The organism is Pseudomonas sp. LjRoot71 (assembly GCF_964253255.1).
In the GTDB taxonomy this organism is placed as follows: Bacteria; Pseudomonadota; Gammaproteobacteria; order Pseudomonadales; family Pseudomonadaceae; genus Aquipseudomonas.
The window spans coordinates 2,549,727-2,570,508 of the sequence record NZ_CAXURA020000001.1 but is presented as its reverse complement, the minus strand read 5'-3'; the positions used below and the strand labels follow the sequence as shown (position 1 = coordinate 2,570,508).

General features: G+C 54.9%; 18 protein-coding genes and 2 pseudogenes. 7 read left to right on the top strand and 13 right to left on the bottom strand.

The window, feature by feature from the left end:
- Positions 1-8 precede the first annotated feature (8 nt).
- Positions 9-434 (bottom strand): sensor histidine kinase, encoded by a 426-nt coding sequence (locus tag ACSQ17_RS12175; RefSeq protein WP_436068841.1) that lies wholly within the window; start codon positions 432-434, stop codon positions 9-11.
- Between the two features lie 35 nt (positions 435-469).
- On the opposite strand from ACSQ17_RS12175, the pseudogene ACSQ17_RS12170 reads away from it, so the two are divergent.
- Positions 470-814, top strand: a pseudogene (locus ACSQ17_RS12170) (tetratricopeptide repeat protein); the annotation flags it as partial.
- 1 nt (position 815) lies between these two features.
- Entirely contained in the window at positions 816-1,532 is a 717-nt protein-coding gene (locus ACSQ17_RS12165) for a TadE/TadG family type IV pilus assembly protein (protein WP_436068839.1), read from the top strand.
- Positions 1,533-1,545: 13 nt separating this feature from the next.
- Here the strand turns inward: ACSQ17_RS12165 and ACSQ17_RS12160 are convergent, their stop codons facing one another.
- The 3 genes from ACSQ17_RS12160 to hslO all read right to left on the bottom strand — a co-directional run bounded on the left by ACSQ17_RS12160 (position 1,546) and on the right by hslO (position 6,817).
- The gene (locus ACSQ17_RS12160) at positions 1,546-3,474 is read right to left on the bottom strand and encodes a RecQ family ATP-dependent DNA helicase (protein WP_436068837.1); all 1,929 of its coding nucleotides are present in this window, start codon (positions 3,472-3,474) and stop codon (positions 1,546-1,548) included.
- Positions 3,475-4,228: 754 nt separating this feature from the next.
- A complete protein-coding gene (locus ACSQ17_RS12155) occupies positions 4,229-5,770 on the bottom strand; it encodes a phosphoenolpyruvate carboxykinase (protein ID WP_233683288.1) in 1,542 nt (513 codons plus the stop codon).
- Between the two features lie 159 nt (positions 5,771-5,929).
- The gene (hslO, locus tag ACSQ17_RS12150) at positions 5,930-6,817 is read right to left on the bottom strand and encodes an Hsp33 family molecular chaperone HslO (protein WP_233683287.1); all 888 of its coding nucleotides are present in this window, start codon (positions 6,815-6,817) and stop codon (positions 5,930-5,932) included.
- A gap of 216 nt (positions 6,818-7,033) precedes the next feature.
- Here hslO and ACSQ17_RS12145 point away from each other — a divergent pair, with 216 nt between their 5' ends.
- Complete coding sequence (locus tag ACSQ17_RS12145; protein WP_436068834.1) at positions 7,034-7,828, top strand: phosphatase PAP2 family protein; 795 nt, start codon at positions 7,034-7,036, stop codon at positions 7,826-7,828.
- Here the strand turns inward: ACSQ17_RS12145 and ACSQ17_RS12140 are convergent.
- Complete coding sequence (locus ACSQ17_RS12140; protein WP_233683285.1) at positions 7,825-8,256, bottom strand: RNA-binding S4 domain-containing protein; 432 nt, start codon at positions 8,254-8,256, stop codon at positions 7,825-7,827. The genes ACSQ17_RS12145 and ACSQ17_RS12140 overlap by 4 nt on opposite strands.
- Before the next feature lie 130 nt (positions 8,257-8,386).
- Between ACSQ17_RS12140 and ACSQ17_RS12135 the strand changes: the two genes are divergently transcribed.
- The 4 genes from ACSQ17_RS12135 to ACSQ17_RS12120 all read left to right on the top strand — a co-directional run bounded on the left by ACSQ17_RS12135 (position 8,387) and on the right by ACSQ17_RS12120 (position 12,374).
- On the top strand, positions 8,387-8,821 hold the full coding sequence (locus ACSQ17_RS12135; protein ID WP_436070467.1) for an ATP-dependent zinc protease family protein: 435 nt from the start codon (positions 8,387-8,389) through the stop codon (positions 8,819-8,821).
- The gene (gene rimK, locus ACSQ17_RS12130; RefSeq protein WP_108489616.1) at positions 8,818-9,723 is read left to right on the top strand and encodes a 30S ribosomal protein S6--L-glutamate ligase; all 906 of its coding nucleotides are present in this window, start codon (positions 8,818-8,820) and stop codon (positions 9,721-9,723) included. The genes ACSQ17_RS12135 and rimK overlap by 4 nt, the downstream gene beginning before the upstream one ends.
- 260 nt (positions 9,724-9,983) lie before the next feature.
- On the top strand, positions 9,984-10,799 hold the full coding sequence (locus ACSQ17_RS12125; protein WP_436068831.1) for a hypothetical protein: 816 nt from the start codon (positions 9,984-9,986) through the stop codon (positions 10,797-10,799).
- Positions 10,800-11,012: 213 nt separating this feature from the next.
- Entirely contained in the window at positions 11,013-12,374 is a 1,362-nt protein-coding gene (locus ACSQ17_RS12120) for an O-antigen ligase family protein (RefSeq protein ID WP_436068829.1), read from the top strand.
- Positions 12,375-12,517: 143 nt separating this feature from the next.
- Here the strand turns inward: ACSQ17_RS12120 and ACSQ17_RS12115 are convergent, their stop codons facing one another.
- From ACSQ17_RS12115 to ACSQ17_RS12080, 8 genes and pseudogenes are all read right to left on the bottom strand, one after another.
- Positions 12,518-12,928, bottom strand: coding sequence for a DUF192 domain-containing protein (locus tag ACSQ17_RS12115; RefSeq protein WP_436068827.1), 411 nt, complete (start codon positions 12,926-12,928; stop codon positions 12,518-12,520).
- Positions 12,929-13,243: 315 nt separating this feature from the next.
- Positions 13,244-13,615: a hypothetical protein gene (locus tag ACSQ17_RS12110; protein WP_436068825.1), complete on the bottom strand. Its 372-nt coding sequence runs from the start codon at positions 13,613-13,615 to the stop codon at positions 13,244-13,246.
- Between the two features lie 91 nt (positions 13,616-13,706).
- Complete coding sequence (locus ACSQ17_RS12105; protein ID WP_436068823.1) at positions 13,707-14,450, bottom strand: WecB/TagA/CpsF family glycosyltransferase; 744 nt, start codon at positions 14,448-14,450, stop codon at positions 13,707-13,709.
- A gap of 360 nt (positions 14,451-14,810) precedes the next feature.
- Positions 14,811-14,966: pseudogene (locus ACSQ17_RS12100) on the bottom strand (DapH/DapD/GlmU-related protein); the annotation flags it as partial.
- 337 nt (positions 14,967-15,303) lie between these two features.
- The gene (locus tag ACSQ17_RS12095; RefSeq protein ID WP_436068821.1) at positions 15,304-16,404 is read right to left on the bottom strand and encodes a glycosyltransferase; all 1,101 of its coding nucleotides are present in this window, start codon (positions 16,402-16,404) and stop codon (positions 15,304-15,306) included.
- A 12-nt stretch (positions 16,405-16,416) separates the two neighbouring features.
- On the bottom strand, positions 16,417-17,673 hold the full coding sequence (locus tag ACSQ17_RS12090; protein ID WP_436068819.1) for a hypothetical protein: 1,257 nt from the start codon (positions 17,671-17,673) through the stop codon (positions 16,417-16,419).
- A 50-nt stretch (positions 17,674-17,723) separates the two neighbouring features.
- Positions 17,724-19,793, bottom strand: coding sequence for a glycosyltransferase (locus ACSQ17_RS12085; RefSeq protein WP_436068817.1), 2,070 nt, complete (start codon positions 19,791-19,793; stop codon positions 17,724-17,726).
- Between the two features lie 4 nt (positions 19,794-19,797).
- On the bottom strand, positions 19,798-20,781 hold the full coding sequence (locus ACSQ17_RS12080) for a nitroreductase family protein (protein ID WP_436068815.1): 984 nt from the start codon (positions 20,779-20,781) through the stop codon (positions 19,798-19,800).
- Position 20,782: the final 1 nt, after the last annotated feature.

Here is a 20,782-nt window from a genome sequence, read left to right as displayed (position 1 = left end):
AGTGGCGTCTAGGGCTCAGCGGGGAGTGGCAGCACCAGGGTAAACAGTGCCCCACCACCCTCGGCATTGCATACGGTCAACGAGCCGCCATGCCATTGCGCCAGGGCGCGGGCAATCGACAGGCCCAAGCCGGTGCCAGCGATACTGCGCGTACCCTGCGCGCGGTAGAAGCGCTCGAATACCCGCTCACGGTCTTCCTCCGTCAGGCCGGGGCCGAAATCGCGTACCGTGCAGTACAGGTGTTCCCCACGCAGTTGCACAGCCAGCTCGATAGGGCTGCCGGGTGGGCTGTATTTATCGGCGTTGGACAGCAGGTTGCAGAGAATTTCCACGCACCACAGGCGGTCGCAACTGATCGGCAACGGCCCTTCACCCGCCTCACGCCAGTTCACCCGCACGGGCCGCGAGCTGAGCATCTCATCCAGACGAGCCATGGCCTCGGCTAACACATCGCGCCAATCAGGACTACGCCAACGGCCGCTTCGTTGAGGCTGGCGAGCAATATCGCCGTCTGGCCAAGGCCATGCCGGCCGATGCCGGCGTGCGTTACCAGCTTGGTAACAGCCTGGCCCGTCAGGGCGATGTTCAGGGCGCGATCGACAGCTACCGCGAAGCACTGCTGCGCGACCGCCAGCACGCGCGCGCCTGGCATAACCTGCTGCAAGTGCAATTGCGCGAAGCACTGTTTACTGCCACCGAGATGCAGAGCACCCTCAACCCGCAACAACCCCAGGCCGACCGAGCCCTGGCACTTGGCAAGCGCCTGCTCGACGTGATGGAGCAGTCCGGCTCCGCTGCCGGGCAGGAACCCTGATATGAACCGCCGCCAAGACGCACAGGCAATGACCGAGTTTCTGATCATCATCCCTGTGCTGATCCTGCTGATCTTCGGTGCGGTGCAGGCGGCCTTCATTTACTCGACCAAAACCGGCCTGAACTACGCCACCTTTCAGGCGGCGCGTATCGGTGCGATGAATAACGCCCAGTACGCCGACATGCGCCGTGGCCTGGTGCGTGGCATGTACCCGATGTTTTCCCAGATTCAGGATGAAGAGCAGCGCCTGGATCATACGGCCGAGGAAATCGACAACTTCCTGCTGATCACCCGTGTCAGTCCTGACAGCGCAGCTTTCGGGGCCTGGGCGATAGAACAGGATGACCCGCTCGGTGACGGCAACGCCTATGACGCGATCCCCAACGACAACCTGATGTATCGCCCGATGCAGCAGAACCCGGTGTCGATCCAGGACGCCAACCTGCTAAAAATTCGCGTGCAGTACTGCATGAGGCTGATCGTTCCGATGGTTGACCGGCTGCTCAGCGCCACCTCAAGGTTTGTCGACCGCAATAACAACAACAAGCCTCCAGCCAGCTTCCGCGATGTTTCGCGTAATACCAGTGCCAACTATGCGGACGTCTGCCGCAGCCGCGCCGGCTTTATCGTCACCTCCGAAGCCACGGTGCGCATGCAGAGCGCAGCGGTGGACGACGAAGATCAATGCACCGGCGGCGGGCGGATGATCTGCCCCTGAGTCAGCCGTTCACCTACTCTGCCGACGTGCCTAGCCACTCGCGCACTGCCGCATAAGGGTAAGCCTCCAACGCGGCAAAGCCGCTGAACTGACGCGCCTTGAGCTTGGTGAACAGCGGCACGCTGATGCCGCAGAGGTAGCGCGTCAGGCATTCGCTGCTCGGCGCAATGCCCTTGAACTCCTGATACTTGCGCACGAAGCCGTCACAGAGCGCTTGCCTATCCAGCTCCGCCAGCGGCGGCAGCGCTGGCGGCTCGGGCAGCCGGGCCACCTGCCCACGGCATACCGAACAATGCCCACACTGCTGCGGCGCGTTGGCGTCACCGAAATAGGCAGCCAAGCGTTGGCTCAGGCACTGCTCGCTGGCAAACAGCGCGAGCATGGCGTGAATCCGGCTGATCTCGCTGGCTTCCTGCTGGCTGAAATAGCGGTGCAGTTCAACGCTCAAGGCTGCCGGGTCAAAGCCTGGCTCAAGTAGCGCGTAAACCTCGGTCATCTGCTTGCTTTCCAGCTCGACCCAGCCCTTTTCCTGGAAATAATCCAGGGCCTTGATCACCCGGCCACGCTCGGCCTGGTGCTGCTGATAGAGCTGGTCGAAATCCACCGTGCACCAGGTGCGTGCGCGTTGCGAGGTCGCGACCAGCGCCTCGACAAACTGCCGCCGCTCGCCCTCGAACTGCTCCAGCAGGGCTTCGGGTTCCAGCAAGTATTTGAAGCGATATTCGGCGAAATAGGCGTAACGCGGGGCGATGATCCCGCGCAACTCCAATTGCACCAGCAGGGTCTTCAACGGCAGCTGACGAATATTGCTCTGCTCGGAGAGCTGGTTAAGCATCAGCTCCCATTCGCCGTTCTGGCTGCTATTCAGCAGTTCGTCGAGCACACAACGGATGCCGTCCAGCTCCGGCGTATCGCCATACACGAAGTTTTCCAGCACGTTGAGGCTGTCGCGATTGGCCAGCACCAAGCAGTCGGAGGGCTGGCCATCGCGGCCGGCACGGCCGATTTCCTGGCTGTAATTCTCGATGGATTTCGGCAGGTCGAAGTGCAGCACATTGCGGATATCCGCCTTGTCGATGCCCATGCCGAAGGCGATAGTGGCAACGATGCAGTTGATCTGTCCGGCCATAAACTGCCGTTGAATCGCCTCCCGCGCATCAGAGGCCATGCTGGCGTGGTAGGCGCTGGCGGCAATTCCGCGCTGGCTCAGGTGCGCAGCCACTTGCTCGGCGGTTTTCTGCTGGGTCACGTAAACGATGCTCGGCTGCCCGGCCTTGGCGCCCAACCACTGCTCCAGGCGGCGCTGCTTGTCGGTGCCGCTGACGGGCTCGACCAGCAGGTTGAGGTTGGCGCGGTAGAACCCGGTAGTGACCACATCCTCGGCGGCGATGGCGAACTTCTGCTGCATATCGGCAATCACAGGCGGCGTGGCCGTGGCGGTGAGCAACAGCACCTGCGGGATGCCGAACTGGCGCTGGTAGTCCGGCAGCTTGAGGTAATCCGGGCGGAAGTTGTGCCCCCACTCGGAAATACAGTGCGCCTCGTCGATCACCAGCAGAGAGATCGGCACCTGGGCGATAAAGTTGCGAAAGCGCTCGTTTTTCAGCCGTTCGACCGAGATCATCAGAATCTTCAGCTCGCCGGATTTCGCCCGCGCCATTACCGCGCTGGCCTCCTCGCGGCTTTGTGCCGAATCGATACTGGCGGCGCTGATGCCACGACCATGCAGAAACGCCAGCTGGTCCTGCATCAGCGCCAGCAAGGGCGAGACCACCAGGGTCAGGTGCGGCAGATGCAGCGCCGGCAGCTGGTAGCACAGGGACTTGCCCGACCCGGTGGGGAAAATCGCCGCCGCCGAACGGCCAGCGAGTACAGCCGTCACCACGCGCTCCTGACCGGGGCGCAATTGCTTGAAGCCAAATACACGTTCCAGGGTACTCATGGCTGTCACTCCATTGACCGCACGGGCGGCAAACAATGATTGATTCCTACAGGCCGCGCCGCTATTGCCAATCCAACTAACAGCATCGGCCACTCTGGCGTACATTCAAACCATGCAAGTGAAAGAGGAGATGAGTATGCAGGTATCTGGTTTCAGCGGCAGCTTGCCGGTTTTCCACTAGATCGCTCACCACCCAGGCCCGATGGCCGCGCCGCATAGACCCCGGAAGAACCGGAGTAGCTGACGCAGCAACAGGCCGATGCGCAGTCTGGCGGGACAACTCAGGTTCGCCGTGAGTTATGCCAAACCATAGACCTAACGCCGCCATACAACTCGAAAGCGCCAGTGCTCACCCGCGACATATCGACACCTACCTGGCAGTAGCCAGTCATGCTGAAGTCGACAGTTGCAGACAACGGCCCCGGAAATCGCCTGAGTTGCCAACCCCGTTAGCGCTGTGGCCCGAGACAGCCACATAGCAACAGCCAGGCCGTGCAGAGCGGCCACCTGAGCAACAATGCAACGCGCAACACTCGAAAATGTGCCTGATCTGTTAGCAGATACGCACCCAAAGCCGCCTCCGGGCGGCTTTTCCGTTTTTTATCGCACATGCAAAGCAGCGTGGGAGGAGCTTTAGCCGCGACAACTTCTTAAAAGCTCGCCGCTAAAGCGCCTCGCACAGGCTATCGCTGCAATTTCCCATGCATAAAAAAACCGCCGATCTCGGCGGTTTTTTCAGTACGGCGCTTACAACTTAGAGTTGCGGGCCGGCGTTGCGGATGGCGTCGGACACATCGAACTTCTTGAAGTTGTCGATGAACAGACCAGCCAGGCCTTTCGCCGCTTCGTCGTAGGCGTTCTTGTCTTCCCAGGTGTTGCGCGGGTTGAGCAGGTTGGTTTCAACGCCCGGCACCGACTTCGGCACGCTCAGGTTGATGATCGGCAGCAGCTCGGTTTCAGCACCGATCAGCGCGCCGCTCTGGATCGCTGCGATCACGCCACGGGTGGTCGGGATGTTGAAGCGCTTGCCCACGCCGTAGCCACCGCCAGTCCAGCCGGTATTGACCAGATAGACTTTGGAGTTGAAACCACGGATACGCTTGATCAGCAGCTCAGCGTACTCGCCTGCCGGACGCGGGAAGAACGGTGCGCCGAAGCAGGTGGAGAAGGTCGACTTGATGCCGCCGCCGCTGCCCATTTCGGTGGAACCGACCAGCGCGGTGTAACCGGAGAGGAAGTGATAAGCCGCTTGCTCTTCGTTGAGGATCGACACCGGCGGCAGTACGCCAGTCAGGTCGCAGGTCAGGAAGATCACCGCGTTCGGCTCGCCGCCGAGGTTCTTCTCGCTGCGCTTCTCGACCAGCTCCAGCGGATAGGCCGCACGGCTGTTCTGGGTCAGGCTGTCGTCGGCGTAGTTCGGTACGCGGTTTTCGTCGAGGACGACGTTTTCCAGTACGGCGCCGAACTGGATGGCTTTCCAGATCACCGGCTCGTTCTTCTCGGACAGGTCGATGCACTTGGCATAGCAACCGCCTTCGATGTTGAACACCACGCCCACACCCCAGCCGTGCTCGTCGTCGCCGATCAGGTAGCGGCTTGGGTCAGCGGACAGGGTGGTCTTGCCGGTGCCGGACAGACCGAAGAACAGGGTCACGTCGCCTTCTTCACCAATGTTGGCGGCGCAGTGCATCGGCAGCACGTCGGCGTCCGGCAGCAGGAAGTTCTGCACGCTGAACATGGCTTTTTTCATTTCACCGGCGTAACGCATGCCGGCGATCAGGACTTTCTTGGCGGCGAAGTTGAGGATCACGCAGCCATCGGAGTTGGTGCCGTCACGCTCAGGTACGCACTCGAAGTTGGCAACGTTGAGGATCTGCCACTCGTCTTTGCCAGCCGGGTTGTACTGCTCCGGGTTGATGAACAGGCAACGGCCGAACAGGTTCTGCCAGGCGGTGGCGGTAGTCATCTTGACCGGCAGGTAGTGCGCGTCGGCAGAACCTACATGAACGTAGGAAACGAAGCTGTCCTGGGCATCGGAGAACGCCTGCACGCGGTCCCACAGGGCGTCGAACTTGTCAGCCGGGAACGGACGGTTGATTGCGCCCCAGGCGATTTTCGCCTCGGTGCTCGGCTCTTGCACGATGAAGCGGTCAGCCGGAGAACGACCCGTGCGATGGCCTGTACGTACGACCAGCGAGCCATTGGCGGCCAGCTCGCCTTCACCGCGACGAAGGGCTTCTTCGACCAGTTGGGCGGCGCTGATGTCGGTGTACACGGCGTTGTTGGCTTGCGTCATGTGGGTCCCCGTCGGCCACGTGGCCGAGTCTTCCGAACGTTTTGTAGTAGAAAGTGGAGCACTACTACAGCGAAAAAGTGCGCGGATTATGCCAGAAAAATTTAGCTGCGGGTGCAGCCTCTGATCAGTTCTCCGCGCCTCGTTTTAGAGCCGCGCGCCCTAGTGGCGCGTGTCTGACGGCGCATCGGTACTGCCGTCGATAAACAGTTGCAGCACATCGGCGGCATCGAACAGGTAGCGCTCGTTGCAGAACTGGCAGTCGATTTCCACGCTGCCGCCATGCTCCTGCACCAGCGCCTCGGCATCGGCCTGACCGAGGCTGATCAGCGCGCGGCTGGAGCGTTCACGCGAACAGCTGCAACGAAATTGCAGGGCGCGTGGGTCGAACAGGCGCAGCGCTTCCTGGTGATACAGGCGGTGCAGCAGGGTTTCGTTATCCAGCCCGAGCAGTTCCTCGGCCTTCAAGGTGTCGGCCAGAGCCATGGCGTGCTGCCAGCTGGCTTCACGCTCATCAGCTTCCTTCAGACGGTCGGCCGGCAACTGCTGCAGCAGCAGGCCGCGCGCACGCTGGCCATCGGCGTTGAGCCAGAAGCGCGTAGGCAACTGCTCGGAGGTGGCGAAGTAATTGGTCAGGCAATCGGCCAGGGTGTCGCCTTCCAGATCAACGATGCCCTGGTAACGCTGCCCGGCTTTCGGGTCGACGGTCATGGCCAGTACGCCATCGGGCATCAGCTCGCGCAGGTTGGCATCGGCAGCAATCTGCTCGGCATGGTAGCGGGCAATGCCACGCAACTCGCCGTCGCTGGAGCATTCGACCATCAGCAGCGGCACCGCACCGGAGGAACGCGCCTGGAGGATCAGCAGGCCATCGAATTTCAGGGTGCCGATCAGCAGCGAGGCGGCCGCCAGCAGTTCACCGAGCAACTGGGCGACCGGCTGCGGGTAGTCATGTTTGGCCAGCACGTGGCCGTAACTGTCGGTCAGGCCGACCAGCTCGCCGCGAATATCGCTGTCATCGAACAAGAAGCGTTGGGAAAAATCAGACATGCCAATTTCACTGAATGTGTTTCGGCCCGCGATTTTAGGCGCAAACGCCCAACCGACCAAGCGCCTCTTATCTATCAGCCCTGCGGGCAGAAGCTATCGATACCAACCCGGGTCACAGTTGCAGCCAAAAGGCCGCGCGAATCTTTGCAATCAATGGACTGAATCCCTAGCATGCCCGCCGCTTTAATCCCTTACAGATGACAAGGATGCCACTGCATGAGCCCCTCCTTTATTAACGACCAATTGCGCCTGCGCCCGCTGCTTGCCTGCCATGTCGTCGCCCTGCTGCTGCTCGCCAGCTGGCTGTGGGCACCGAGCCGCGCGTTGTGGGACCAGTTCGATCTGCAGCTGTTTGCCCTGCTCAACGAGCCCGTGCACGGCGCCGGCCTGTGGGCAAAGGCCTGGGCCATCGGCAGCATGCGCCCGGTAGACATGGGGGTTGGCGTGCTGATGCTGGCGGTGATGCTCAAGGCCAACCTGGTGTTTAGCGCCGCTCAGGTACGTAAAGCGCTCTACGCCTTTCTTGCCGCGCTGTTCGTGATGCTGCTGTTTCGCGTCGGCTTTTCCGAGCTGGTCAAGCTGATGGGCTGGCAGCGCCCAAGCGCATCGCTGGTGGTGGAAGGCGCCGCGCGGCTGACTGAGCTGTTCCCAGCCTGGGAAGAACGCTGGGACATGAAGGACAGCGCTACCCGCAGCTTCCCCGGCGATCACGCCTCGGTGCTGTTGATCTGGGCGATGTTTATGAGCTTCTTTGCGCGCAACTGGCGTTTGTTGCTGGTTTGGACGATGGCCGTGATCTTTATGCTGCCGCGCCTGGTAGCCGGCGCACACTGGGGCTCGGATGCCCTGGTTGGCGGTGTATTCCTCGCCCTGCTGGCGCTGGCCTGGGGCTGCTTTACGCCGTTTGCCTACAAAGCCAGCGAGTGGCTGGAGTATGTCACCCAGCCACTGCTGCAAAGCCTGGCCAAGCTGCCCCTGCTGGGCCGCCTGAGTGTGATCAGCGGGCGCTAGTCCTCTTCGTCAGCCCAGGGATGGCGCAGGCCGCCATCCTGTCGCTCGTTGAAATCGTGAATCTGCCGGCGCTGCTTCTTGCTTGGCCGACCCTCGGTCTGCAGCCCCAATGCGCCGGCCTTGCGCTGGGCGGCGGCCTGCTCGCGGCGCACGATGCTCTCGGCGGTTTCGGCATACAACGCCTGTGCCTCTGGCGCGCCACGCCGCACCACGGACAACGCCTGCACCACCACACTGCGTTCCTCAAAGCCGGTGCGGATTACATAGACGTCACCCACCTTGGGCTCCTTGCCCGGTTTGCAGCGCTCGCCGCGGTGATGCACCTTGCCGCCTTCGATGGCGGCCTTGGCCAGGGCACGGGTTTTATAGAAGCGCGCGGCCCATAGCCATTTATCCAGGCGCACCTTGTCGTCTTGTTTCTCGCTCATCCAGCCCTCGCTGATCACACTGTGCAGGCGCACATTTTGCCTGATGCAGTTGTCACACGTGCCAACTAGAATGCCCGCAAATACCCTGGATCAGCCCGTGAATACTTTTGACCAACTTGGCGTAATCGGCCTGCGTGAATGGATCAACCTGCCTGAACTGGGCATGGTCGGCCTGCGGGCAAAGATCGACACCGGTGCCAGTACCTCCAGCCTGCACGCCAGCGACATTCAGCCGTTCGACCGTGATGGCGAACCCTGGGTGCGCTTTACCGCGCACCTCGGCACCCTGGTACAACGCCGGCATCGCTGCGAAGCACAGCTGGTGTCGCTGAAAACCATCAAAAGCTCCAACGGCCAGAGCCAGTCACGCTACGTGATCCGCACCCTCCTGAGCCTGGGCGAACGTGAATGGCCGGTGGAATTCACCCTGACCTGTCGCAAGACCATGCGCTACCGCGTGCTGCTCGGCTCCAAGGCGCTGATTGCCGGGCAGCTGCTGGTCAACCCAGCCCTGAGCTACGTACAGAACAAACCCACCCTTGCTGACCCTTCTGGTGCCCAATGAAGATCGCCGTGCTGTCGCGCAACCCGCGCCTGTATTCCACCCGCCGCCTGGTTGAAGCCGGACAGTTGCGCGGCCACGAGATGGTGGTGATCGACACCCTGCGCGCCTACATGAACATCGCCAGCCACAAGCCGCAGATTCATTACCGGGGCAAGCCGCTGGAAGGCTTCGATGCAGTGATCCCGCGCATTGGCGCCTCGGTGACTTTCTACGGCTGCGCCGTACTGCGTCAGTTCGAAATGATGGGCGTGTTCCCACTCAACGAATCGGTGGCCATCGCCCGCTCGCGGGACAAGCTACGCTCGCTGCAACTGCTGTCGCGCCGAGGTGTCGGCCTGCCAGTCACCGGTTTTGCCCACTCGCCGGATGACATTGCCGACCTGATCCAGATGGTCAACGGCGCACCGCTGGTGATCAAGGTGCTGGAAGGCACCCAGGGCATCGGCGTGGTGCTGTGCGAAACCGCCACTGCCGCCGAGTCGGTGATCGAAGCCTTTATGGGCCTCAAGCAGGACATCATGGTGCAGGAATACATCAAGGAAGCCGGCGGCGCGGACATCCGCTGCTTCGTGGTGGGCGACAAGGTGATTGCAGCGATGAAGCGTCAGGCCAAGCCCGGCGAATTCCGCTCCAACCTGCACCGTGGCGGCAGCGCCAGCCTGATCAAGATCACTCCGGAAGAACGCATGACGGCCATCCGTGCGGCCAAGGTCATGGGATTGTCGGTGGCCGGGGTGGATATCCTGCGCTCCAACCACGGCCCACTGGTGATGGAGGTGAACTCATCGCCAGGCTTGGAAGGCATCGAAACCACCACCGGCAAGGATGTTGCCGGGATGATCATCCAGTACATCGAGAAGAACGGCGGCCCCCACCTGACGCGCACCAAGGGCAAGGGCTGAGCCGTACTTAAACAAATACCAAATCAAGGCAACCGAGCAACCAACCACCAATCGCGGCAGAAATGCCGAAATACGAACGCAGTATTGCCGCTCAGCGCACTGGCGCAGCCTGCGCATCGCTTGATACACAGTAACCATGCAGGAGGCAGGCGTCTCACGCATCGCAAGACTTGCACAACAGCACATTTACATCGCACCATCCGTCTACCCTGGAAAACAGCAGGGGCCAGACATCTGCCAACAACAATCGGAAACGTATGATGAACGGATTACGCAAAAATCGCGCAGCACTCACCCTTGGCACCCTAGGCCTGCTGCTGAGCCTGGGTAGCATGCAAACCTTCGCCCAACAATCACCCCAACCCGGCAGCGTCGCACAGACGCAAGCAGCCCTGCCGCCGGCTCTGCGAGCCGCCGTCATGAGCGGTAACCAACAGGCGATCACCCAAGCCATCAATACCTTGTCGGCCGGTAATCCTCAAACTGCTGGCGTGCTGGCTCAACGTGTTGCTGCCGCAGCGGAAAGCATGCTTGCCGTCAATCCGCAGGCCGCTGTCGCGGACGCCAACGCGGCATTAGGCGTAGTCCGGCAGCCGGCAGTCGCACAGGCCAACCCACAGGCAGCAATGAGCACCATGACCACTGCCGCACGTATCAGCATCAGCCCAGCAGCCCAAAGCGCTAGCCCAGCAGGTGTGGCCGGCCTAGCCCAGGCCATCGTGCAACTGGCAGCCAATCCAGCCGTGTATGGGGTAGCTCCAGCGGCGGCCATCCAGGCGGCCCAGAATGCCTTGCAAGCCGCCCAATCCCCTGCAGTTGTGGCAGCCAACCCCAATGCAGCCGTGCAGGTCACTCAGGCCATCTCGCAAATGGCAGCATCGACCACACTTAGCGCAATCAACCCAACCAATGCTGCGCAACTCAATGCGGTACTGGCCCAAACAACGCAAACAATCCAGGCCACCAGTGGTGGTGGCATGAATAACAACACCTCCTCAGTTCCCCAAGCCAGTGGCGGGGGAGGCAGCAACTCGGCTCCCGCCGAGCCGCCACGCAACAACGCCAGCCCAAGCTAAAGCCCCCCTTACAGGGTACGCCGCACACGCGGCGTGCCCTGCATCACCGCCGCACACGCTACGCATGTGTGGTTCATGTTCGAAAATCGCAAGCAATCGACAGTTACTCCAGCCATTGCCCCTGTTCCACCCTGGATGGGGACATAGCCTTTGCCAAGGCCGACCCGCCTAACTACACTCGGCGTCCAGCCGTCAGCCGGACTCCTGCCGAACATGCCTCACGCCAGTAACCCTCTCGAACGCTCACTAGTCGCCGCCACCCTGTTCACCCTGATCTGGCTCCCCCTGCCGCTGGGCAGCAATCGCGACTGGGCTTATGGAATATTGCTGCTGCTGGTAGGCAGCCTGGCTTGCGGTTGGGCAGTGCTGCAATGGCGCAATCGCCATGAACCTCGTGACCACAAACCGCTGCAAAAAGCCTTGCCCCTACTGGGCCTGCTACTGCTTGCCCAAGCCTGGGTCGCCGTGCAATGGCTAACGGGGCTAAGCCAGGACAATGGCGCAACGTTTAACTACCTGCTGCTTGGCCTGGCCTATAGCCTTCTCTTTTTACTGGTGATTAGCCTGTTTCACAGCCGCGAACGCCTGACTCTACTGCTCGCCACCCTGGTAATCAGCGGCACCCTACAAGCCTTCTGGGGAGCCTTCAGCACACTGTCCGGCCTGGAGTGGCTGCTGGTAGGCCCGAAAACAGCCTATATCGGCGACGCTACTGGCACCTTCGTCAACCGTAACCACCTGGCCGGCTACCTGGAAATGACCCTGGCCTGCGGCATCGGCCTGCTAATGGCCCTGCGTGACAGCCGGCCGTTTAGCTGGGTCAACCTGCTGGAACTGCTGATGGGCCCCAAGGCGCGTTTGCGCCTGGCCCTGGTAGTTATGGTAATCGCCCTGGTAATGACCCACTCACGCATGGGCAATACCGCCTTCTTCGCCAGCCTGCTGCTGGTCGGCGGCCTGTTCGTACTCATTGAGAAAGAAAACCGCCTGCGCAACAGCCTGATCCTCGCCAGCCTGATCCTCATCGACGTGCTGGTGATCAGCCAGTACTTCGGCCTGGAACAACTCAAGGACCGCCTGCTCAACACCCGCCTGCACGATGTAGTGGTCGACGGCGAAGTGGTGCAGCAAGCCAACGAAGTACGCGACGACGTATTCGTCTACGCCATCCCACTGCTGTTAGACCGCCCACTGGTGGGCCAGGGCGCCGGCAGTTTCGAGGCGGTATTCCCCAAATACCCCGGTGAAGATATCCGCCTGCACTTCGACCACACACACAGCGACTACCTGCAATTTCCTATCGAGTACGGCCTGCTCGGCACCTTGCCCCTGGCCGCCTTTATCCTGCTGGCCCTGTGGCACGCCCTAAGCACCATGTGGAAGCGTGAATCGGTTTACCGCAGCGGCGTTGGCCTGGGCGCGGCCATGGGCATCATCGCCCTGCTGATCCACTCCAGCACCGACTTCAACCTGCAAATCCCGGCCAACGCCGCCACCCTGGTGGTGGTATGCGCAATCGCCGTACTGGCAGGCAGTCATAGCCACGTGCGCAAACGCAAAAGCCGCTCGGCCTAGCCACCGCTTGACGTTCTAACTGCGTTTCGCGGGCATGGCCGGCTCCTACAGCATAAGCCTCACCCCGAGTCCCCTCGCCCCTTGGGGAGAGGGTTAGGGAGAAGGGGCAGCGACAGCCCCACCCAAGCGAATACCACCCGCCATCAAGGCGATTCGCGCTGATACTCGATGCGGTCACCAACGCCAATACCCCGCGCCGCAAAATAGCCCTGGTTAGCCTCCAGGCCATACTGGAACGGCGCAACCGCCCGATAGTCATCCTGCGGACAGCCCCTGGCCTCTTGGCTGAGGCAAGGCGACATATCAGTGATCTGCACAATCACCCCATCCGCATCGGCATAGGCAACGCTCAGCGGGATCTTCGTATTGAACATCCAGAAGCCGCCCCACTGCGCGGCGGGATAAACAAACAGCATGCCGCGCTCATCGGGTAGCGAGGTGCGATACATCAGACCGCGCTCGCGCTGCATATCACTCTCGGCGATCTCGACCGCAAGCCGGTGCGTGATGCCGCTGCGCGTATGCACCATCACCGTACCGGAGGCAAAGTCCACGGGTGGCACGCCAGGGGGCAACGCCAATGCGCAACCAACCAGCAGCGAAAGCGTGGTAATCAAGGAAATAAGTCTGACTGGGCGCATCGACACATGCCTGGGTAGGGGAAACCTTGCGCATCTCAGGCTTGAGCCTGTACCGGGAAAGTTAGCGGTTAACAGGCCGTTGAATAACGTAGGCGAGGCAGGCAAGACAAGGCGAAAACGGCCGAAAAAGCGCAGCTTACGTGTTGTAAATGAGCATTCTGAGGCCATTTTCAACGCCGTATTACCAACGCAGGTAGTTTTTCAACGGCCTGTTAAGCCGCGGCAAGCCTACGGCACCGATGGAGTATCCACCCGGCGCAGCCCGCGCAACCACCGCCACACCAAGCAGGCCAGCCACCAGCCCAGCGCCGCCAGGCAAACACCCAGCACGTTCGCCAAAATATCGCCCTGGCTAAACTGCCGGTGTGGCTGCCACTCATGTTGCAACCACTCAGACAGCGGTGCCGCCAAAAGCAACAGGCCCCACAGCAGCCAACCCGGTGCACGCATAAACGCCACGCGGGCGCTCAGGCTAAAACCACCAAAGGCCAGCACATGCAGCCACTTGTCGAAATCCTCAAACAGCTGCGGCGGCGACTCCGGCCGGAACAGCCCATAAGCCAATGCGGCGCAACACACAACAAACAACAGATAGCGCACACCGGCCTCCAACAAAAACAAACTACACGCCGCGCCAGAGCACTCACAAAAAGCTGGCGTATAACGCGGCACAGACCAACAGCAGGCTTACTCAGCGCCCGAACAGCTGCTTGGCCTTCTCTTTGATCAACAACCAGGCGAACTGGCTATTGGTGGTCAGGTAACGCTTCCACATGCGCCCCGGCTCCTGCATTACGCGGTACAGCCATTCAAGGCCGTACTGCTGCATCCAAAGCGGCGCACGATTAACCTTGCCGGCGACCACGTCGAAGGTGCCGCCCACGCCCATAACAAAGGTCACGCCCAACTGGTCGCGCCAGCGGTTGATGAAGTTTTCCTTCTTAGGCGAAGTAATCGCCACAAACAGCAGTTTGGCGCCGGAAGCGCGGATCTTCTCCACCATGGCCGCTTCGTCATCCCAGAAGTAGCCATGGTGATAGCCGGCTATTCGCAGTCCCGGATAAAGCGCGTCAACCTTGCGTGCCGTGGCGGCAACCACCTCGTCCTGCGCACCGAGCAGATACACCGGCAAGCCTTCGCGTGCGCTCATGGCCAGGAGCTTGTGGAACAGATCCACGCCGGCAACACGCTCGGGCACCTCATGGCCGAGGAAACGTGCCCCGACCACCACACCCATGCCGTCGATATTGATGATGTCGCAGGACTCGACCGACTCACGAAGTTGAGCGTCGTCACGCATGTGCACCAGCTTGGCGACGTTCACCACCACATGCTGGGTAAAGCGTTCAGCAAGCACCGCCTGGCGGATGCTTTCGACGGTTTCGCCCATGCTTGCTACATCCATGGGGCAGCCCATGACTTCAATTCTTCGCATGATCCAGCTCGGCTTGATAACGGTTGTAGAACGCTAGGGATGGTCTGAAAAAGCCCTACGACGAAAAATGCAGTCCAGCAACTACGCGACTTACAGGTCTGTCGTTTCGTAAAAGCCGGGCTTTTTCAGAGTTTCCCTAGAGGGTTGTGGCGCAGAGGCCTGTGAGTAACAGCCAGACCATTGGTATTTACTCTTATAAAATCAGAAAGAGGTATTTTAGGAAGTTGTTTGGGAAGATGCTGTAATGATTGTAAATAGTTGTTATTAAATGTCTTATGGCAGGTGTTCTAGGTTTTGCTAAAATCAGAAGTGCTATTTTAAAGAATAACAAAATTTATATATATTTAGCTGTCAGGGCTTTCGCTTTCTGATTTCTTTCGCGGGCACACCCCCAACAACTGTATAACTGGGCACATCTTTTGTAACGACAGATCCAGCACCAATGATACTGCCTTTTCCAATGCGCACGCCTGGCATTATAATGGCGTTTCGGCCAATCCAAACGTCATCTTCAATAATTGAAAAATTGTTGGTAACTGATCCTTGTAAAATCATAGGGATGTCGCAGCTTTCAGTTATGTGTGAGGAGCTAATTATTGAAACGTGGGGGGCGATCATTACAAAGCTACCTATTGTGGCGCCCTGAATAAAGACAGATTCATTTATTTGGCAACAGCGGCCGATGGTTACGTTTTTGCCGTTAGAGATATAGACATTCCTTTGTATTTTGTTGCGTGGGTCTGGTTCAAGTATTTTTAGTACGCGTTCCAGATAGAAACATCTAAGTCTATTAAATATAGAAATAAACTGTGAGTTCGGTAGTTTAGATATCGCGACATAGTAAATTGCTAGTTTAATATTTTGCAGTTGCATTTTCATTTACTATAGACTTTAGGCGATTAAAAAGTGAATTCGAAACTTTTTTAGAGTCATATTTTTCGGCTGTGGCTATTGCGCCAAGACGGAGAGCCTCTCTTGATGTAGAGGGCAGAGATGAATAGCCCATAATAATTTTTGCAAGCTCTTCATGGTTGCCTGGCTCGAAGGAAAAGCCGTTTGCACCGTGCTCGATATAATCTTGAATGCCTCCAATCTTCGAGGCTATAACTGGAATGCCACATGACATTGCCTCCAGTCCAACCAGGCCCAATGATTCACTTTGCCTCCGAGAGGGGAAAATAAAAAGATCAAAATTTGTATATATGGAGGGCAGCTGATTTTGATTTAGTTGTTCAATGTGGATTATGTTATTTAACTTTAAGCTTTCAATCATGCTGCGCATTGCTTCTAGTTCGCTTCCTTTGCCAACAATAGTGGCCTTTACGTCGAGTGATGGCGAATTGTTGCGAAGCAGGTTGAGGGCGGAAATAAATGTATCCCAGCCTTTATCAGGATCTATACGCGAAATGTAGCCAATATGAAGCGTTCGATCGTATCTTTTTTTGTTTTCTATGGGCTTGAATATGCTCCTATCTATACCGCCCGAGGGTGATATAAAAATTCTTGTTTTACTTAATTTAATTTTTGCTAAAACGGTATTCCGGAAGTTATGAGATGGTATTACGACTAGGCTAGATTTTACTATAGTGCTCGAGTTTAATTTAAATACTATATCGTTCAGTGGTGAGCGGTCCATTATATCCCCGCCATGAATATTTACCACGAGTGGCTTTTTAATAAGCTTCCTAAGGATTGTCGCGGGTAGCAATGCTAAGCCTGAGCTGTGAACATATATAATATCGTAATCGTTTTTTAGTATTGCGCGAAATGACTCGAGGAAGTACCTAGTGTATTTATAACACTTGTTGAATAGTCCAATGCCTCTGCCTGCGATCACTGTCTTGGTGATGTCTGCGCCTTCCTCAGTCATTGCGTTAAAAAAGTTTTTAACGAAAATGCCATAAAAAACATGCGAGTCAGATGGATACATATTGGAGAGTAGCAATATTTTCATTTTGTGCTTAATTTAGTTTAAATAATTTTTGATATTGGATTCTTTCGCTAGGCGCCATATGAAATAGATGACGATGCCGCCTACAAAAGCAGACCATGGCTGTAAGTACAGGTTTAATGGGAGAGGGCTGATAGTAAGACCCAAAATGAATGCAATTATAGCAATTGGTATATACCTGTTTTCTGCGTTTGTAATTTTTGCAGCGTTGTTTAGCGTTTTGATGCCGTGGAAGTTAACTCTATACCATATGTATATGCCAAGAGCTCCAAATTGTGCAATCGTGGCAAATACGCCGCCATCGTAAAAATTAATATATTGGTTAGAGTGTAAGATGTTGTTTGTATTGCCTGTAGGCGACATCATGCCCACTCCGAGGCCGTAGCTTTCGTAAAATATCTCTTTCAAGAATAAAACTGTTTCAATGCGTATTTTTATGTTGCCGCCATCTTGTAAATTGACTGCACTTTTAATTATCTCGCTGTTTTGCAGAAGCCAGCTAGGTAGCAAGAGTAACAACATGGCACCAGCCAAGAAAAGAAGTGCAGCTGCTTTTTTGTTGGTTCTATTAAAGAAGAAAATTGTGATGAAGGAAATAATGAATGCTACAAGTCCTAAGCGAGATTCCATGGTTTTGACTTGTACGAAGAGACAGAAGAGCAGAGTGGCAAGGCATAAAATAGTTTTAGAGGGGCGGAGGTTTTTTGAAATCACTACTGATGCCAGAATGACGATACCTAGAATAACCTCGTTTTTCAGAAGTACAATCCTTCTGTTGTATTTGTCAAAAATTGACAGCCTTGCATATTGATCAAGTAGCTCTATGCGTGAAAGGCTATCTAAACACAATAATAGAGTTACTAGTATGGTAGTGGTTATAAGGGCTTTTGCTAAATCTTCTGCAGTTGCTTTTATTAAATATAAAAAGTAGAAGGAGAAAATTGGCAAAAAGGCATAGAGAGATGGTAGCCAGTCAGTGACAGGCTTCGGAAAGAGGAATGCCGCAGAAATCATTGAGACAATGAAAACCACAAAAAATATAAGAGCCGGATAATAGAAAGCCAAATTTTCATTATGTCTTTTGTTTGTTAATATCAGATAGATGCTACCGGCGAATGTCGCAGAAAAAAAGGCGGAAAATGAAAAGCCCGCCAGTTCTTTACTAAAGCCTGCGTAAAGGCTTAATAGTTGAGATGACTCAAAAATCACTAAGGTGATTAGTAAGATTCTAAGTGATGAGGCTAGCTTTCTTTTATTTATTGCCAAAAACATTTCAGGTGATCCTTAGATTACGCAACTAGGTTTGGCCATTTAAACTAAGATTAGTATGAGATCAAGTTGTCGAGTCTGCGTTTAATGTTCTTGTAAATTTGTATTAGCCTATATGCTTTGCTGTTGGCAAGTAATAAAGCTATTTTTTTGAAAATAGGCCAATTTGTTTTTTTTGTTGCGCGGACATATGTGCTAAGTTGCTGCTTTGACAAAGTGCCGGATGAATTCACTATTATTGAATATGCATCAATGGCTAGCATTCTCTTCATGGCCCTATCTGATATTATGTCTTCTAAGGTTTTCTTCAAGAGATGACTTACTAGATCAGAGCTTTCTAGGGCTTGCACATCTATAGTGTTGGCTGCAGAGCCTTTGCGTTTTACATATATATATATTGCATCTTCTACATAAGCGAGGTGCGGCTTTTTTAGCAGGACGTCAATTAAGAATAATACGTCCTCCCTGAATTTTATACCGTGCTTAAAAGTAATGCCTTCCAAAATTTCTTTGGTGAACATTTTGGTACAAGGGCCGCCATGGTTTATGCCTGTAACTATGCTTTCTATAAAAGACTGAGGGCTTTCTTGTGCTACTACCTTTATTAGCTTTCTTCCGAGCTTGGTTTTCTTAAAGAAGTTTCCGATGACTATGCCTGCGGCCTCAGACACTGCCTTCCTTACAAGTTTTTCAACCGCATTGCGGGGGTAGTAGTCGTCTGAGTCGCAAAATAGTATGTACTCGCCTGTGGCTTCTGCTAATCCAGTATTTCTGGCAGCTGATACTCCTTGATTTGGTTGCGATATGTAAATGGCTCTTGCATCATTTTTTATACAAGCATGTATGATCTTTTCTGAGTTGTCGGTTGATCCGTCGTTAACTATAATTATTTCAATATTTTTATGCGTTTGTTGTGTGATGCTTGTAAGGCATTTTTCAATATACTGTTCCGTATTATAAACCGGTACTATTATGCTTACTTTGATGCTGTTATGGTTGTTGTGCTCGATAGAGTTTCTAAGGAAATCTATTGAATATGCAGTTTGAGTATCGATTCTTTTTTCAGTTGCCGGCCAGTCTATGGTATTTAGATCCTTTATTTCGTCGTAAGGGGATAAAAGTCTATCTGTGAGATTGAGCGCGCCTAAAAGCGAGCTAAATCTACTAGCTCCTCGCTCTTTGTTAACGATAGTAATGAAAGGTTTTTTAAAGATTATGGAGAACGCGCTTCCATGAAATGAGTCGGTGGCCACGGCCGTCGCTCTCTGGAAACCTTCAATCCAACTTTTGGGGGAGGGCATGACGTATTTTGATAGGTCATTGGTTGACCAACGGTAAAAGTCCTGCTCGGCTTGGGTGCTAAATGCCTGCGCAGATAAATGTTGCGAGTAAGTATTTAATATGTATTCACTTTCCGGGCTAGGATCTAACAAGTAGCGATATAGGCCAGCTGGCTCTGTGTTTGACTGAGTTTGATCCAGCAGTTTTTCATACGTTTCTTTATCCAATAGTAGAGTAGGGTCCAGTACATGAGACGCATCTACCCCTAAATATTTCTTACACAGATGTACTCCAGAGTCTTCACGTACACTGATTGCATTGAATTTTTTTGCGAGTTCAGCACAGCGCTGAGTTTGCTCTTCCGTATATTCCCACTCATCCACGCCAAAAGACGAGGCGTAGGCGATACGCAAAATCTCTTTGTCTTCCAGAAAATCCAAAAAGAAGTTGTAGATATTCGGTGAGTATTTCGGCCGCCAAGTCTGATCGCTGCCGACTATCACTGCGTCGTAGTTTTCTCGGTCAAAATGTTCTCTAAGCTGCTGGGTGCTGTACAGCGGCTCGGACATAGTGATGTATTGATCGATAAAACTTGTAGTGTGCTGCAGTAAGGTTGGCAGGTGCTTTTCAAAGTTGATTGGGGCCTTACGTTTCCCAATTATGTTCATGCCAGTACGGAAGATTAAGCGTGCTGATTTGTAGGGCATGCTGGGTTGGTCACGCTGGCGGTCGATGGTGACCACTTCGTGCCCCATACGCTTCAGCACTTGTTGCAGTGCCCAAGCCTGCATGATGCCGCCGTAATTTTTACCCAACGGCTGGGTCATGATGGCGATTTTCATAATCTTAATGAGTTCTCAAGATTTGATCACGTTGATATTTTTTTGATTGAGCTACTGAGAAATTCTCTTTTAGATTTCCAACTGCGATCATCATGATTAACTTTTCATGGTTTGGTATTTCTGCAGCTTTTTTTAGCTTTATTTCCTTGTGAAAAGGCATGCAGGTATTTAATGGGCACGAGCCGAGGCCTTCGGCATGAAGTGCGAACATGATATTCATTGAAAATAAACCGCCATCTACAAATAGCTGGTTGTGTTCGTATCGGGTAAAGGCCTTGGTGTTGCCTGTAACTATAAGTAGCTTGTCGATGCTTTCTGTGAATCCAGCATTGCCGTTTTGATAGCTTAGAAGCTGTTTGATTTTTGATTTTTCATTGTAGTAGTGAACTTGCCACCCTTGTCTGTTGCAGACAGAGGGCGTGTGTAGGCTTGTGTTGATTACCTTGTGTATTTGGCTGTCGTCTACCGGCGTGCTACAAAAATCTCTAATGCTGTGTCTGTGCATGACAAAATCATTGAATTTCTCTAATGAGTAATTCTTCCAATGATTTTTTTGTAAGCGTTTTAGACCTCCGCTCTGGGCGGGAGTTGCTTCTGAGGTAAATCCTACGATTAAAGCTGCAAATCCATCTGGCAATGTGTGCGCATTATGTTCATGAAAGCTAATGTATGAGCGTAGCATGTCACGTAGCATGACCGTGGCGTTGTCCTGGCCGTGCAGATGCTCATACTTTCTGGCTTTTTCTATAAGGTCTATGATCTTTGGTTGCCCGAAGCCAGGGCGTGGTGTAGGCAGGGCGAGTCCTTTTTCTATGATGTGGCAATGCTTTACCAGATAGTACCTTAGTTTTTCTTTATCTTGTCCCGGCGCTCTGTCGCTAAAGGAGTACCTTAGATGCAGGTAAAGGCTGTGCATCATTGATAATGTTTCGCCTGTAGCCGTCCTGTTAAATATTGCTCCTTTGATTTTTTGCAAAACCCAGTACATT

What these genes read in the sequence shown, in the direction of transcription:
- ACSQ17_RS12175 (WP_436068841.1), bottom strand. Translation starts at nt 434, where the DNA reads ATGGCTCGTCTGGATGAGATGCTCAGCTCGCGGCCCGTGCGGGTGAAC.
- ACSQ17_RS12165 (WP_436068839.1), top strand. Translation starts at nt 816, where the DNA reads ATGAACCGCCGCCAAGACGCACAGGCAATGACCGAGTTTCTGATCATC.
- ACSQ17_RS12160 (WP_436068837.1), bottom strand. Translation starts at nt 3,474, where the DNA reads ATGAGTACCCTGGAACGTGTATTTGGCTTCAAGCAATTGCGCCCCGGT.
- ACSQ17_RS12155 (WP_233683288.1), bottom strand. Translation starts at nt 5,770, where the DNA reads ATGACGCAAGCCAACAACGCCGTGTACACCGACATCAGCGCCGCCCAA.
- hslO (WP_233683287.1), bottom strand. Translation starts at nt 6,817, where the DNA reads ATGTCTGATTTTTCCCAACGCTTCTTGTTCGATGACAGCGATATTCGC.
- ACSQ17_RS12145 (WP_436068834.1), top strand. Translation starts at nt 7,034, where the DNA reads ATGAGCCCCTCCTTTATTAACGACCAATTGCGCCTGCGCCCGCTGCTT.
- ACSQ17_RS12140 (WP_233683285.1), bottom strand. Translation starts at nt 8,256, where the DNA reads ATGAGCGAGAAACAAGACGACAAGGTGCGCCTGGATAAATGGCTATGG.
- rimK (WP_108489616.1), top strand. Translation starts at nt 8,818, where the DNA reads ATGAAGATCGCCGTGCTGTCGCGCAACCCGCGCCTGTATTCCACCCGC.
- ACSQ17_RS12125 (WP_436068831.1), top strand. Translation starts at nt 9,984, where the DNA reads ATGAACGGATTACGCAAAAATCGCGCAGCACTCACCCTTGGCACCCTA.
- ACSQ17_RS12120 (WP_436068829.1), top strand. Translation starts at nt 11,013, where the DNA reads ATGCCTCACGCCAGTAACCCTCTCGAACGCTCACTAGTCGCCGCCACC.
- ACSQ17_RS12105 (WP_436068823.1), bottom strand. Translation starts at nt 14,450, where the DNA reads ATGCGAAGAATTGAAGTCATGGGCTGCCCCATGGATGTAGCAAGCATG.
- ACSQ17_RS12095 (WP_436068821.1), bottom strand. Translation starts at nt 16,404, where the DNA reads ATGAAAATATTGCTACTCTCCAATATGTATCCATCTGACTCGCATGTT.
- ACSQ17_RS12090 (WP_436068819.1), bottom strand. Translation starts at nt 17,673, where the DNA reads ATGTTTTTGGCAATAAATAAAAGAAAGCTAGCCTCATCACTTAGAATC.
- ACSQ17_RS12085 (WP_436068817.1), bottom strand. Translation starts at nt 19,793, where the DNA reads ATGAAAATCGCCATCATGACCCAGCCGTTGGGTAAAAATTACGGCGGC.
- ACSQ17_RS12080 (WP_436068815.1), bottom strand. Translation starts at nt 20,781, where the DNA reads ATGTACTGGGTTTTGCAAAAAATCAAAGGAGCAATATTTAACAGGACG.